The sequence below is a fragment of the Candidatus Methanoperedens sp. genome (genome assembly GCA_027460525.1).
Lineage (GTDB): Archaea > Halobacteriota > Methanosarcinia > Methanosarcinales > Methanoperedenaceae > Methanoperedens.
Genome location: JAPZAS010000026.1, coordinates 20,273 through 33,787, shown reverse-complemented (window position 1 = coordinate 33,787; position 13,515 = coordinate 20,273). Strand labels below are relative to the sequence as shown.

Below are 13,515 nucleotides of genomic sequence, written 5' to 3'. Positions count from 1 at the left end.
ATTTTTCCGGGATATTCAGTCATTCCAAACCTTAAAAGACAGCAAAGCAAGTGAATCATATTGGCACGATGACCTCATTCAAACCTTCCCTTAAATCGTCCCGTTCTGGAACTCACCTATGTTTGGCGTTCGATGATCATCTCGCAATACCTGCAGCCGCCGCACATGTTCGCATTTAGAACCTATCCGAAAAGTTCAGCCGCTCTGAAAGTAAATCATGCCCATGCAAAATGTAGCATTGCAGTATAGTGCTCAAGCTTTTTCTCCCATATGATAAGCAGTCTTCGGAAGCGATTCAACCAGGAATGTGTCCTTTCCACTACCGGGGCATTTACTCTATACCATAATTTTATCGTAAATTCACTCAACCATTACTGGTGTCTTTTTCTTAATTTCTGTTTTTGGCATCTTTATCTCAAGAACTCCATTATTATATGAAGCCTTGGAATTGTCAGAATCTACTGGAGATGGTAGAGATATCGCACGATAATAGCTTCCACTTCTTCTCTCTTTATATACATAACCTTTCTCTCGTTTTTCTTCTTCATGTCTCGTCTCAGCTGAGATCTCAAGCTTATCTTCAGTGAGATTGATTTTGATATCTTCTTTCTCCAGACCAGGCATTTCTGCCGTAGCTATAATTTCTTTATCTGTCTCAACCATATCGACAAATGGTTTCCTGATGTTGGCAAAAGGTCTTTCATATTTTTCAATAGCTCTTTCGCCTGGTGGTAGCAACAGCCTGCCTGGTGCTGGTACGCCCCATTGTTCTTCAAACATTCTGTTCATAGTCTCTTGAAATCTTCTAAATTCGTCAAACATGTCTGACATCTTTCTAACCTCCACTTATTTTTGCTCAAGGCTCTTTTTAGCCCCAATAGTATATGATTCTTAATCATACATGTAGCTTATGGTATCATCATTCTGCGACAGCTATTTAATCGTAGAACTCTAAATTCACTTATTTGGGAGGCAAAGTTTTGAAAAAGAAAGTCAAGTTACTCAAGGATGTGATGACGAAGAGGGTGGTAACCATCCCATCGACGCTCTCAATCAAAGAGATTTCTAAGATTATGGCAAGGGAAGAGGTATCCGGAGTTGCTGTAGTAGGTCCGGAGAGAGGAGCAATGGGAATAGTCTCCGAATGCGATGTGCTGCGCCACTTTGGTAAACGGAACTGGGAGCTTCTTACAGCCGAGGAGATAATGACCCCGTATGTGGAAACTATCCGACCGGAGACGACTCTTGAGCAGGCCGCAGATGTAATGCAGAAGAAACACATACACAGGTTACTGGTGATGGGCAGGGATTTAAGCGAACCCCAGATGCCTGTTGGCATAATCAGCGCCAGCGATATAGTTAAGGAGATTGGGAGGGACAGTTTTTAGCGATTTTCAAATGGTTCTTTGACATTGCCGTCACTCGGTCCGCGCTACCCATTCGCAAACTTTCGGCCACAGGTTCAGATGTGCCTCCCTGCTCACCGAGAGGCCAATGTGAGATGAAGGGAAGACGATCTCTTCATAACTTTTCTCTGGATAAACATCTTTCAGCGCTTTACCTGCTGCTAAAGGAACAATATGATCATACTTAGCCAGTATGTTAAGCAGAGGGCAGTGAATTTTTCTCAGGTCGACGATTTGGGAATCGATCCTCATCTTATTATTGATGAGCAAATTTCGCTGGTAGCAATCCTCAATGAATTGAATATAGGTAGAGCCTGGTATCATCGGCGTATCAATGAACCATCTATTTATTCTTAAAGCATCCCGCCACGACTCATAAGTTAAAAACTCTTTATTGAACTCCGCGCTCATCGAGAAAAATGGAAAATAGTACATGAACAGGTTGCGGCCAAAAAGAAGAATTAACTCACCGGGCACGTTGCCGAAGAGGGACACCGTGCTGCGAACGTCAAACACCTTTCCCCACAGTATCCTTGGATCATACCAATTGGAAAAATCCACCGGAGTTGCCAGTAGGATAAGCTTTTCCATCTTCTCCGGATGTAAAGAGGCGTACATGAGCGAAATTATGCCTCCGGTGCAGTATCCCAAAACTGAAATTCGTTTAACCCCTCTCTCTTGACATATAAAATCCACAGCCCTGTCCAGATAATCTACATAATCTGAGAAAGAGATTTTTCTTTGTTTCATTGTGGGATAGCCCCAATCTAACATATAAACTGAAAAGCCATGTTCACAGAACTTTCTTATGACGCTGATATCATCATTGAGATCAAGGATATAGGGTCTGTTTATTATATGTGGAACAAGGAGCAAGGTTCTCTTGCTATCCTTTTCCTTTCCATATCGAAGGAGCTTAAAATTAAACCTGCTATCCTCATCTACTATTTCACAAGGCGTTTTTCCCACTGCAGTAGGAGGAAAAATGCCCTCTAATTCGTTGAAAAATTTGCTTCTCGTTATTTGGATATTATCCATGTTAATGGTCATTATTTTCCCCCATTATTAACAGCATTACGTCCAAGCATCTCAATATACGTTTCCGGCATAAAATCTGGTAAGTAATTCATATCTGCTCAGCGGGTATGCTCTCAGGCCTATGCCATGTTATATAATCCGCCTTCAGTTTATTCAGTTTTTCTTCAACAGAAGGGTAAAGAATGAGTTCTTCCACCTCGAAATTCTCAAATGCGGGGTTTATTGCCTTTAATCTCTTTCTCAATGCCGCAATATTTTCAGGTGGGCTGAAGCTTATCATGCACGCGGGATGGACAATTATCTTGCATTTGATAAGATGTTCGAGAGCCTTAAGCTGCAACTGAAACCCTTCAGGTATCGCACCTGTCAATCTTGAGAACTCTTCCCCGCATGTACCCTTGAGGCTCACCCGTACATAAAGATTGGAAAACCTTGATAGTTCCTCTGCGTAAGTAATATCGTTGCCTATGAGTATTCCATTTGTCTCAAGGATAAATAGATAGTCTTTCGGGATTGATTCGAGGACTCTGATAAGGTGTTCTCTGCATATAGTTGGTTCATTTCCGCTTATCCTTAACTGGCGCAATTTTTTGCGTTTTGCGATGGCAATAAGTTTTCGTGCAACCTCTTCAGGAGAGTAGTAGTTTCCGCATTCCTGCGGCCTTGTAACCACATTCCATGACCAGCAGAAGAGGCATCTCAGGCAGCAACCTACACTGTCCGCAGTTGCTATCCCACCGAAGAATCTCGAAGCTCTGAAGCGGTAGTATTTTCCCTGGTTGTTCTTGCATACGATATCTCTGGTGAGTTCTGCCAGATCAAGAGGATTGAACATGAGTAGAACCACCAGTGAGGAGTGCTAAGGTACGCTGGATGTCAGCTCATCTAAGTGATTCGATGAACTCGTCGATGGGTAACGCTTTGTATGTCGCTGTTTTGATGCTACCGCGGGATAAAATTTCAACAATTGCCTTGCTTACCACGGCTTCATCATCCGCTTCTACGATGGTCAAAAAGTCAAAATTTCCTAAGACGGCGTACTGATCCAGCACATTTACACCCATGTCTTTGAGCTCGGCATTAACTTCTTTCACTCTTCCAGGGTTCTTCTTGAGAGTCCTGGCACCTTCATCTGTCAGGTTTGAGATTATTATATATCTGGCCATAGGTTTTACCTCCAATTCCCATTCTTTAATTAGGTTCTTCCTGTATATAAAAATAAGCTTTGATTACATTTTTATCCAACTTAGTATCGGAGATTATTTTGCCATAATTTTTTTGAATTTTGTAAGCAAAGTATTTTTACTAATAAAAAATAACTCAATATTATGTTTTTAAGAGAGAAGATATTCGCAGGGGAGGGCAAGATTAAGTCTGATACTGTACTTAAGAATTGCAGGATTGTGAACGTTAGTACAAAAGAAATCACAAAAGGTGACATAGCAATAAATTCAGGGTTCATCGCAGGTATTGGCGACGTAGTTGAACTGATGGGCGGAAGAACAGAGGTTCTCGATATAAAAAACGCTTATGTATGTCCAGGATTGTTGGACGGGCATGTGCATTTTGAGTCGAGCATGGTAACGCTTACGCAATTTGCGAAGCAATCGCTCCTCCACGGGACAACTGGTATCGTGATCGATCCGCACGAGATTGCCAATATCCTGGGGGCGAGAGGAATCAGGTTGATTATGCGTGAAGCAAAAAGGCTGCCAATCGATGTTTTTGTGGCGATCTCATCGTGTGTACCTTCTAGTCCTCTCGAAACATCGGGTGCGAGGCTGGATCTTTACGAGACAAAAAAGTTTCTGGATGAAAAATATGTGGTAGGCCTTGGTGAGGTTATGGATTACCCTGAGGTGTTGCGTGGTAGTCCTGAGAAACTTGGCAAGATTGCAGCAGCTCTTGAAAGAAAACTTGAGGTGGACGGTCACTGTCCGGGTATGCGGGGCAGGGATTTGTTCGGATACATGTGTGCAGGCATCTCAAGCGATCACGAGTCTGTAACATACGATGAAGCACTTGAAAAGGCGCGCCTGGGTATGAAGATCATGCTTCGTGAAGGCTCGGCTGCAAAGAGCCTTGATGACTTCATCCCTGAACTGCTCAGCAATAGAATATCCCTCGAAAATTTTTTCTTCGTCAGTGATGACAAACATCCGGGCGACCTTATAGAAGGGTATATGGACGCAGTGGTAAGAAAAGCAATCCAAATAGGAATAGAGCCCATTGCGGCGATTTCCATGGCGACACTCAACACTGCACGCCATTACAGAATAGACCAGCTCGTGGGCTCTGTGAGCATAGGCAGAAGAGCAAATCTGATAATACTTGATGATTTACAGGCTTTCAGGATTAAGGACGTGATAACATGCGGCAAAATAAACCCGAAAATAGAAGTGACCAAATATCCTGGCTATGCTTTCAGGACTGTTAAATATAAAAAGATAGAACCAAATGACCTGACAATCAAATCCAAGAAAAGAACCATATCGGCTCGCGTAATAGAAATAGTGCCTGGTCAGCTTATCACAAAAAAGGGTATTGAGATATTAAAAACAAAGGAACAGGCTCTCCTGCCTGATATAAACCGCGATATCCTCGCCATAGCTGTGATTGAACGTCACGGAAAATCGGGAAATATAGGCCGTGGTTTTGTCCGCGGCTTCGGCATGGAAGAAGGCGCAATCGGGCAGAGTATTGCTCATGACTCGCACAACGTCATTCTTGTAGGCACGAATTTCGAGGATATGGCGCTTTGTGCGAATAAAATTAGAGAATTGCAGGGAGGAATAGTGATAGCAAAAGATAGGGTGATAAATTTCCTTCATCTTCCTTTTGCGGGTATTCTCAGCACCGAAAGTGCATCAGAAGTCGATGAAAAACTAAAAGAACTGCACAGCATGCTCAAAAAGATGGGATGCAAACTTGACGCACCTTTCATCCAGATGTCATTCCTTTCCTTGCCTGTTATTCCATCCCTCAAGATAACAGACAAAGGGTTGGTTGATGTGGAGGCTTTTAAAATAATTCCAGTCCTTACAGGTAACCCGAGGCACTTAAATTCGACTGATTTTCAAGACCAGTGACTAGCATTAATTCGAATTAACGATTAAAAAGTATACTCACAGGAGGCGCTCTTCCTTTTCTCCCATACTGACCGCCTTTCTTATTTCCCTCTTCAGGTGCTCCGGGATGCCCTTTATTTCGACGTCCAGAAACCCCCTTACTATAGCGGATGTTGCCTCATCGCTGTTCAGACCCCTTGCCATCAGATACTGAATCTCCTCCTCTGCAATCTTGCCGACCGCCGCCTCGTGGGACATATCAACACCACTTACCTTGCCTTCAAGTTCAGGAATTGCATGAATCCTTCCCTTTTCTGAGAGTATAAGCCCTCGACACTCAAGATGCGCCTTAATTCCCGGAACCTCGCCTATCAAATGACCTCTTGTAACTATATCCCCTCCTTTGGTTATAGCCCTTGCAACAAGCTCAGCCCTGCTACCCTTTGCTCTCAAGAAAACCCTTCCGCCTACATCCATATTCGAGCCTTCTCTTGCGAATAAAATAGTATTGTATCTCACCGTCGCATTCTCACCCACACAGTAGGCTGTTGGATACATCTGCAGGGTTTTTACAGGCTTCATGCAAACATAGTTGCTCAGAAATACACCATTTTCTTCAACGATTGTACCTGTCCTCGGTCTTACCTCCACGTCCTGCGCCCAGTTATGGATCATTGTAAAAGTGACCAATGCGTTCTTCTTCACATAAAACTCTGAAACACCGATATGCAGACCTTTTCTCACGCGTGGGGCTGTTGTGCAGCCGGTTATGATGTGAAGCTCGGAGCCTTCCTCGGCAATTATTATATTATGTACGTTCTGTGCCAAGCCTTCCTGGGTCATGTAGAGACATGCCTGTAGAGGAAATTCTACCTTTGTCCCGGGCAGCGCTCTCAAAAAATATCCATGGTTTTGTTTTAGCTCAGCCTGTGCTGTATATTTGTCTGCATCCACGTTTACAGCCTTCCACCAGTAGTCCGAGAGCCAGTCATATTTTTTAAGCGCGTCAGTGCTGCTCATCACCTCAATGCCACTTTGAAAGGCAGAGGATAATAGAACCGAGTGATCCATCTGAAAAAATGATCCCGACCTGCAAGCCTCTTCTGAATCAATACCTACACTTATGGCTTTTTCTTTAACCTCACCAGATAGTTCCTTTAATCCTTGAACCTTACCATGCTCTTTTGCTTCTGCAAAAAAAGCATTGAGATCAATATCCGGACCAACAGCAGAGGGTTTCTTCTCTGCTTTTTTTGCCCTCTCTCTAACATCTACCGCAGACATCTTACACACCCCTCATAACCTTTAGTTCTTATATCCTCTAAAAGGTCCCTGGGATTCCCGGAGCAGATCACAGTACCGTTCAGCATGATACAACCTCTGTCAGCATTCACATAATCAAGGATATATCCGGCATGGGTTATAATCAGTCCTGCTTTGGTTCTCTTGCTTGCTATTTTCTCCTTTTCAAGCAGCTCATTTATTACCTTGCCCACTAAATTAATATTCACCAGATCCACACCAGAATCTGGTTCATCAAGCATTATAAAATCAGGATTCTGAGCCAACAACTGGAGGAGTTCAGAGCGCTTGATCTCCCCGCCTGAAAAGCCCAGATTGATATCCCTGTCCAGACAATTGAGGAAGTTTAGTTTTCGGGAAAACTCATTGATTTTTTCTTCCTTGAATTCTCCTCTTTTCTCCATACAGATGCGGAGCATTTCCCTCAGCTTCACACCTCTGACCGCCGGGGGTCGCTGGAAGGCTATGCCGATTCCAAGCTTTGCACGCTCATCTATGGCGAGTTCGGTGATGTCCTTACCGCTGAAAAGAATCCTGCCGGACTCTATTCTGTACTCTGGAATCCCTATTATGGTTTTCAAAAGCGAGGTCTTTCCGGAACCGTTCGGGCCTAACAGGACAATGGTCTCCCCCTGCGCGATATGCAGATTCACATCATTTAGTACTCTTTTGTCTTCAACACTGACCGTTAAATTCTTTATCTCTATCATGCTTAACTCTATGGATTCCTGAGCTTTATCCCCTGAATCTTTCATTAGTAATCAATTTTTTTTACCTCCATTGTTAGATGAAAATTTAAATTCCCATAAACTCACGCCTTTGATTTCTTTTTGCTTCAGGTGTTCCATCTCATGGGCTATATCATACGCCGTAGAACCGTCAAATACAAGTTCTTTTTGTACGAGGTCTTCCACTTTTATCTCTTTTTTAAGAGGATGAACAGTCGCCTTTATGATGCGCTCGCATCCAACCTTCACCTTATAAGGGCGCACAACAAGCATTCTTACATCCTCATCCCCGCATTTTTCAAGCCTGTGTACAGTCCCCTCTTCCTCTTTAAGAACTGGATTTATGAAAAGGTATATCTCCTCAAGGGAATACCCCGATTTCTTTATATCATCATAAATAGTGGTTTTGTCCAATACCGCTATCGTCCTGATGTTTTCTGCCGAATAACTCCAGTCCCCGCCATCTCTTAACGAGAGCAAAAGCGGGATAAATGCATCAGCAGTTATGTCAAAACCCAAGATCAGCTTTTTCTCCGCGTTTGTGAAGTCTATTGCCTTCTTGAGATGTTCTATGTCCATATATTTTATATTGTTTGTTCAGTTCATATAAAGCTCGCAAGTGTCAGCTTTGAATGACAGGGAGGAACATCCTGGTCTTCCAGATCGCAGCAAATCGCCTTTACATGAAGTTTAACGAGTGAACGCTATGCCTACATTTGTTTGCTGCGATTATAGAAAATTCACCAATGCTATAGAAGGCTTTCTGTTCTCATTGAAAGCACATTTTAACAGCATGAGGTATCGGGGTTTTACTCCTTAACCTCAATTTGGGCTTTCATCAGCTGGGGATGAACCCCGCAAACGTACTCGAATGTCCCGGCCTTGCTAAATGTCAGATTGAAAGAGTCTCCAGGATTAAGTACAGCAGAAACGAATGACTGGTCGTTCGCGACTACAGAGTGTGCTATCACATCATAATTCGTCCACCTGATTGTAGTTCCGGTTTTAACCTGCAGCGTAGCCGGGCTGAACCCCATTGAAGAAATGAAAACTTCGTTCGGGCCTGCAATGGGCGAGGCGCCGTACTTACCTGGAACGAAGTACAGGTTGCCCCGGAAAACAAAGTCCTTATATATGGCAGCCAGGTGGCACCCTGCACATGCAGAAGTGTTCTGCGGCGGGACGAGGTAGGTCTTATTCGGGCGATATGCTACATATTCCCACTCGTCATTACGCAGGTTTTGATAGTCCACGCCAAACCCTATTTCCTTACGCATCACGATAATTCCTTGAAGCTGGTCGCGTAAATAGTGCCCATTAGCATCTGTCAGCACGTTGCCCTGCGCATCCTGCCTGGCGCTATAAGTCTCCATTGCCAGGATGCTGCCGTAAGGAAATGGCTGACCAAGTTTGATCGAGGAAGCATTATCATTGGCGTAAACCACAAGCACCCGTTTATGCTCTTTTATGTCGAACACATAAAATAGCTTGAAGTTTGTCTGATAATCTTCAGGGAAGCCCACGCGATCGATCTTTGGTGCAGGGCCTTGCGCCGGTGTTGCCGTTGATGTGGCCGGCATAACCTGTGGGTGCGTACTTACGCAGCCAGATATTATTATGAATAGAACAATAGCAATGGAACTTATAATACCTTTAACACGATTCGATTTTTTAAGCATATTGTTCATTTCCTCCTTCAGATAACCATCAGCCATCCTGCTGCACTCCTAGAAATAACATTGACCATCACTATATTAAAGGATTTTGGTGGGTTCACCTCGCATCCAGGACGCCCTGCACCCGAAGTGTCTTGCATGCACCTGAGTAAAGATGTTTGGCTGGGTTAACCGATGTTTGATTCATAGGGCTTCGCATTATGTAGATGCTCAAATTTGACTTTCAACAGGGTTTTCTTACCATTTTTAAATCTAACTTTTGCGCCATCCTTTTGAATCGCTTTTGGAACCCGCACAATCCCGCTACTATTTGGTTCAATTCTTCTTTCATAATAAGGCATGTCGTTATCCCACCATGGGAGGGGTGTGTTGTTATACAAAATGATACACTTCTCAATAGGTCTATTGGGGTAGAGAATCCTTATTCCCCATTCGCTGTCTACAGGTTTTTTGGTGGGCTCGTAGAACTTCTCTTTGATGAACACAATCCTTCGCTTATTGGCTCTGTGGAGCAGGAATATGAAAGTCACCATAATCAAAACAATTGGGGCTACCCGAGCCGCAATAACCGCCAAAATTGAAACACCTTGGGTAAGAAGATCCATAGTTTCGCAGGGTTTCATTCCCCGCCATCGACCAACTCAACTAAAGCGCCGGGCAGCAAATGAATGTTTCCCATTGTCCTGATTATACAGCATAATGAAACGAAAGAAAATCATTCCAACTCCAAATACGGTCTGAGAGAAATTCGATCTGCAGGCCTAGAATCATCAGACATTATCGCAGTGGCTGGAACAGGCAGAGGGGCGGATACAGCAGCAGTTATTAAGGGTAATTCATCAAATAGATTTTTGAAATCAGAGTAAAAGAATATCTTGTCAAACCAAAAAATTTCTAAAAACCTGTTTCATTTCAAGCCAGGCAAAAGTTTGATGCCTTGAAAACTGACTGAAAACGCATGCAGAGCAGGAAAAACGGACTAACAAAATATCTACTCATTCATCACATACATGTTTAAATAGAAAGTAGTAGTAGTAGTATTTGATGCAGCGCAGACAATTTGTTTTAAGTGGAAAAAAAGATGCAAGGAAAGCCAGCGTGTCGACTTTGAGGCAGGTGGAAAGCGAGCGCCGCAACGATAGGCAGTCCATTAGAGAAATACTTGACCGCAGGCATGAGGTTTCTGTAATATTAAGTACGGTATCTAACTGATAATAGTATTTTTATTTTAACTTATATTTTATCACGCATATTCAGTCTATAGATAGTTATAAATAGAATAATTTCCATATATAATGTGTACCCTAAATTAAGAGGATTATGGCTTTCATAGAAATAAAAACAATCAAAGGCAAACAGTATAAATATCTAAGAAGAAGTGTGAGGAAAGGAGACAAAGTAGTTCATGTCAATGTTGAGTATTTGGGTCCCGTCGAACCAGTTTATAAGACCGGAAAGTCTGAAAAGTCAAGAAAATCAAATGCTTCCATTTTTGTCAGAGAACTTACGCAAGAAGAACATGAAATCCTCAAAAAATTAACGAAATCTGGCGACTCTTTCAAACGTGATAGGGCAAAAATTTTACTTTTTTCATCAGAAAAAAAATCTTCAAAACAAATTTCAGAAAAAACGAATTGCGATGTAAGGAAAGTAAGAAATGCAATCATCAGCTTTAACAAAAAAAGCTTGGCTGCACTTGAAAGGGGAAAAGCAAAAGGTGCCTCAATAAAATTCACAGATGAACAGAAAGCAAAGATGCTGAAAGCAGCCTCTACAGAGCCTAATAAGCTTGGTTTGCATTTCACGACATGGAGCCTCTCAAAATTATGTGATTATTATCTCAACGAATCGATTGTAAAATCAATATCTATTGAAAGTGTACGACGTTTGATGAAATCCGAAGGAATGAGAATCAAGAAGAGTAAACGCTTTCAGTATAGCAATGATAAAGAATTCGATAAAAAAAACTCGTTATAGATAAGCTCATAGCATCTCCACCGCCCAATAGCGTTGTTTTATCTTTTGACGAAAAAGGAAAAACTCCTATCAAGAAATTTTCAGGAAGAAAATGGACTAATGATAAACATTACAGAATTCCCTATGCACAGAAGGTAAAAGGTCTTGTGGATATTTTTGCTGCATGGGATCCTCATAATAAACGAATCTACTATAGATTCTATGATTGGAAGAATGCCTATATTTTCATTGATTATTTGGAATGGTTACTGAATACGATTTTTCACAAAGAAGATATCTACATAATCCTGGATGGATGGAGTGTTCATAAATCGCATGCTGTAAAAACTTTTGCAGCATTGAATCCAAGATTGCATCTTATTCCATTACCTTCGTGCTCATCATGGATGAATTCAATTGAACGCATTTTTTCTAGAATCCAGGTTGAAGTTTTGGATAATAGCGATTTTCAATCACCTTTAGAGGCAATTTATACAGTTAGTGCATTCCTTGAAAAAGAGCTTAATTCAAGTTGAAGGCGTATTTAAAAGATATATTTGGTTTAATTTTTGCATAAGGTATTAATCCAAATTTTATGGTATAGTTTTGCCAAACAAAAAGATATCCAGAAAGATTAACATTTTGGCGAGTGATAAAAATAGAATCAATAACCAGCATTTGAGGTTTTTCTTCTGATATCTGAGTGGTTGTTTTTAAAAAATAAATTCCTATCAAAGCCGCAGTTATTAATATAATTATAAAAACAAGGAATAACGCCCATTTAAACTTGGTTCTGTTTCTGGATATAATAGTTTTCAACGAGCATGTCGTTGATTTTATAGAAGCTAACATATCATCGATTTGAGAATGTGGGATGATTTTTTCTCCATATAATGATAAAAAAATCGGATAAAATAAAATAATTATACCTAAAGAAAGAATTATTGATGTCTGTATATACGTTATATATTCTTGGTATTCTGAGAAAAGAAAAGCTGCAAGTAATGTGTAATTAGCTAATAAGAGAACTATTACAATTGATATTATTGAATATTTTGTAAAATTGAAGAATGTATTATTGTCCCTTAATGGTTTATTATTGAATATTAATCTCCATACCAATAGATATATCAATATTAAATAAAATAGATATAAACCGTTAGGGTATAAGTCGTTATATTTTATCTCAGGCAATTCATTTTGGAATAACTTTAACCATGTCAAAAAAAAAGAAATCGGAACAATAAGAAAGTACCAAACAACACCTCCTGAAATCACCGAAAAAACAACCTTCTCAAAACTCGAATAATTTTTCCATTGTGTGCTTCCATAAAAAATTAATAGAAAGTAGAATAACCCATAGGCAATAATCTGCGGAAGAATATCTTTTGGAAGTATTGTTGTTATTATGTCTAAAATATCCATTTCATTGTGTAGACTACTTTATAATATTAATAATTGTTTCATAACTTTATTTTCTACTCCTCCACCCTCGCCACATTCATGTTCCTTTCAAGCCCCATCGCCTCAGCCACCGACTCGCATTTGGTCTTCAGAAGATACGCTATGGGCTTGAAATTATATTCAGACATCGTCTCGTAGTTAGCCATTCCCTTACTGATAATAAGCGAGGCATTCCCGAGCGCCTCAACAAGCTCGGACGGCGCCTCTTTCAGGCACAACCCGATTGCATTCGAGCCTGTGGTGAGAACCCTGTCCACCTTTTTGTCAAGCCCGAGTTCCATTACCTCTTTCATGGTAACATCGTTGAGGATGGGCGCGCCCCTGACCACGAGGGTTATTCTTCCTCCGAGCTTTCGTATCTCCTCGAACAACAGGGTGTCGAATACGATTTCACCGCAGTTATCCGCGAGGTACACCACATTCCCAAGCAGCGATTTCATCCTTTCGGTGTCGTCCACATCAAGCCCGTGCTCAAACTGCCCGAGCATCGCATCTTTTGCGATTGCCTTATCTGCATCGAACCCCAGAACCCCGAAATCAAACGAGTTGCCCACAATGGCTGCAAGCACGGCGCGCCTGAATGAGTCCTCTCGTGACACGAAGTCCCTTGCAAGAGGCAGCAGTTTTTTTGCAGCTTCGTTGCTCTGCCGCTTTTTCTCTCTATAAGGGTCGATATCCCCCAGCACCCTGTACGCTTCCCTGTGAATCTTGGTGCTGAGGTGTGTCGCGGGCGCGCCGTCAACAAGATATTTCCTCAGCACCTCGATTCCTGCAAGCACGGCTTTCTTTTGAAGGGCTAAGTCTTTCGTGGAAAGCTCTGCCTCGAACTGCACTCTGGATAGCAGGCACGGTGCGCATCGTGGGTGAATCTTCAATT

The 13,515-nt window shown here is 41.8% G+C and carries 17 protein-coding genes and 1 pseudogene; 6 read left to right on the top strand and 12 right to left on the bottom strand.

The window, feature by feature from the left end; all coding sequences use genetic code 11:
- Positions 1 to 215 precede the first annotated feature (215 nt).
- Both O8C68_09310 and O8C68_09305 read right to left on the bottom strand, forming a co-directional pair.
- Positions 216 to 323: pseudogene (locus O8C68_09310) on the bottom strand (IS5/IS1182 family transposase).
- A 37-nt stretch (positions 324 to 360) separates the two neighbouring features.
- Entirely contained in the window at positions 361 to 831 is a 471-nt protein-coding gene (locus O8C68_09305; protein ID MCZ7395997.1) for an Hsp20/alpha crystallin family protein, read from the bottom strand.
- A 149-nt stretch (positions 832 to 980) separates the two neighbouring features.
- Between O8C68_09305 and O8C68_09300 the strand changes: the two genes are divergently transcribed.
- Complete coding sequence (locus tag O8C68_09300; protein ID MCZ7395996.1) at positions 981 to 1,388, top strand: CBS domain-containing protein; 408 nt, start codon at positions 981 to 983, stop codon at positions 1,386 to 1,388.
- 30 nt (positions 1,389 to 1,418) lie between these two features.
- Here the strand turns inward: O8C68_09300 and O8C68_09295 are convergent, their stop codons facing one another.
- Positions 1,419 to 2,180, bottom strand: coding sequence for an alpha/beta fold hydrolase (locus O8C68_09295; protein MCZ7395995.1), 762 nt, complete (start codon positions 2,178 to 2,180; stop codon positions 1,419 to 1,421).
- A 15-nt stretch (positions 2,181 to 2,195) separates the two neighbouring features.
- Between O8C68_09295 and O8C68_09290 the strand changes: the two genes are divergently transcribed.
- Positions 2,196 to 2,402, top strand: coding sequence for a hypothetical protein (locus O8C68_09290; protein ID MCZ7395994.1), 207 nt, complete (start codon positions 2,196 to 2,198; stop codon positions 2,400 to 2,402).
- A gap of 130 nt (positions 2,403 to 2,532) precedes the next feature.
- Here O8C68_09290 and O8C68_09285 read toward each other — a convergent pair whose 3' ends face one another.
- Positions 2,533 to 3,279 carry a radical SAM protein gene (locus O8C68_09285; protein ID MCZ7395993.1) on the bottom strand — a complete coding sequence of 249 codons (747 nt, stop codon included), beginning with the start codon at positions 3,277 to 3,279 and terminating at the stop codon, positions 2,533 to 2,535.
- Between the two features lie 46 nt (positions 3,280 to 3,325).
- Positions 3,326 to 3,610 (bottom strand): GYD domain-containing protein, encoded by a 285-nt coding sequence (locus tag O8C68_09280; GenBank protein ID MCZ7395992.1) that lies wholly within the window; start codon positions 3,608 to 3,610, stop codon positions 3,326 to 3,328.
- 162 nt (positions 3,611 to 3,772) lie between these two features.
- Here O8C68_09280 and ade point away from each other — a divergent pair, with 162 nt between their 5' ends.
- Positions 3,773 to 5,533, top strand: a complete 1,761-nt coding sequence (gene ade / locus O8C68_09275; GenBank protein MCZ7395991.1) for an adenine deaminase — start codon at positions 3,773 to 3,775, stop codon at positions 5,531 to 5,533.
- Between the two features lie 36 nt (positions 5,534 to 5,569).
- On the opposite strand, the gene O8C68_09270 is transcribed toward ade, so the two are convergent.
- The 5 genes from O8C68_09270 to O8C68_09250 all read right to left on the bottom strand — a co-directional run bounded on the left by O8C68_09270 (position 5,570) and on the right by O8C68_09250 (position 9,841).
- Positions 5,570 to 6,796, bottom strand: coding sequence for a SufD family Fe-S cluster assembly protein (locus tag O8C68_09270; protein MCZ7395990.1), 1,227 nt, complete (start codon positions 6,794 to 6,796; stop codon positions 5,570 to 5,572).
- Positions 6,784 to 7,569 carry an ABC transporter ATP-binding protein gene (locus O8C68_09265; protein ID MCZ7395989.1) on the bottom strand — a complete coding sequence of 262 codons (786 nt, stop codon included), beginning with the start codon at positions 7,567 to 7,569 and terminating at the stop codon, positions 6,784 to 6,786. The genes O8C68_09270 and O8C68_09265 overlap by 13 nt, the downstream gene beginning before the upstream one ends.
- A 6-nt stretch (positions 7,570 to 7,575) precedes the next feature.
- Positions 7,576 to 8,121, bottom strand: coding sequence for a RimK/LysX family protein (locus tag O8C68_09260; GenBank protein MCZ7395988.1), 546 nt, complete (start codon positions 8,119 to 8,121; stop codon positions 7,576 to 7,578).
- Positions 8,122 to 8,351: 230 nt separating this feature from the next.
- A complete protein-coding gene (locus O8C68_09255; protein ID MCZ7395987.1) occupies positions 8,352 to 9,257 on the bottom strand; it encodes a cytochrome P460 family protein in 906 nt (301 codons plus the stop codon).
- Between the two features lie 128 nt (positions 9,258 to 9,385).
- Entirely contained in the window at positions 9,386 to 9,841 is a 456-nt protein-coding gene (locus O8C68_09250) for a hypothetical protein (protein ID MCZ7395986.1), read from the bottom strand.
- Positions 9,842 to 10,262: 421 nt separating this feature from the next.
- Here O8C68_09250 and O8C68_09245 point away from each other — a divergent pair, with 421 nt between their 5' ends.
- The 3 genes from O8C68_09245 (at position 10,263) to O8C68_09235 (ending at position 11,710) form a co-directional block, all read left to right on the top strand.
- The gene (locus O8C68_09245) at positions 10,263 to 10,430 is read left to right on the top strand and encodes a hypothetical protein (GenBank protein MCZ7395985.1); all 168 of its coding nucleotides are present in this window, start codon (positions 10,263 to 10,265) and stop codon (positions 10,428 to 10,430) included.
- A 108-nt stretch (positions 10,431 to 10,538) separates the two neighbouring features.
- Entirely contained in the window at positions 10,539 to 11,195 is a 657-nt protein-coding gene (locus O8C68_09240; protein MCZ7395984.1) for a helix-turn-helix domain-containing protein, read from the top strand.
- 8 nt (positions 11,196 to 11,203) lie between these two features.
- Entirely contained in the window at positions 11,204 to 11,710 is a 507-nt protein-coding gene (locus tag O8C68_09235) for a transposase (GenBank protein ID MCZ7395983.1), read from the top strand.
- On the opposite strand, the gene O8C68_09230 is transcribed toward O8C68_09235, so the two are convergent.
- On the bottom strand, positions 11,697 to 12,599 hold the full coding sequence (locus O8C68_09230) for a hypothetical protein (protein ID MCZ7395982.1): 903 nt from the start codon (positions 12,597 to 12,599) through the stop codon (positions 11,697 to 11,699). The two genes, O8C68_09235 and O8C68_09230, sit on opposite strands and share 14 nt — an antisense overlap.
- A 53-nt stretch (positions 12,600 to 12,652) precedes the next feature.
- The gene (locus O8C68_09225; protein MCZ7395981.1) at positions 12,653 to 13,513 is read right to left on the bottom strand and encodes an ARMT1-like domain-containing protein; all 861 of its coding nucleotides are present in this window, start codon (positions 13,511 to 13,513) and stop codon (positions 12,653 to 12,655) included.
- Between the last annotated feature and the right edge of the window lie 2 nt (positions 13,514 to 13,515).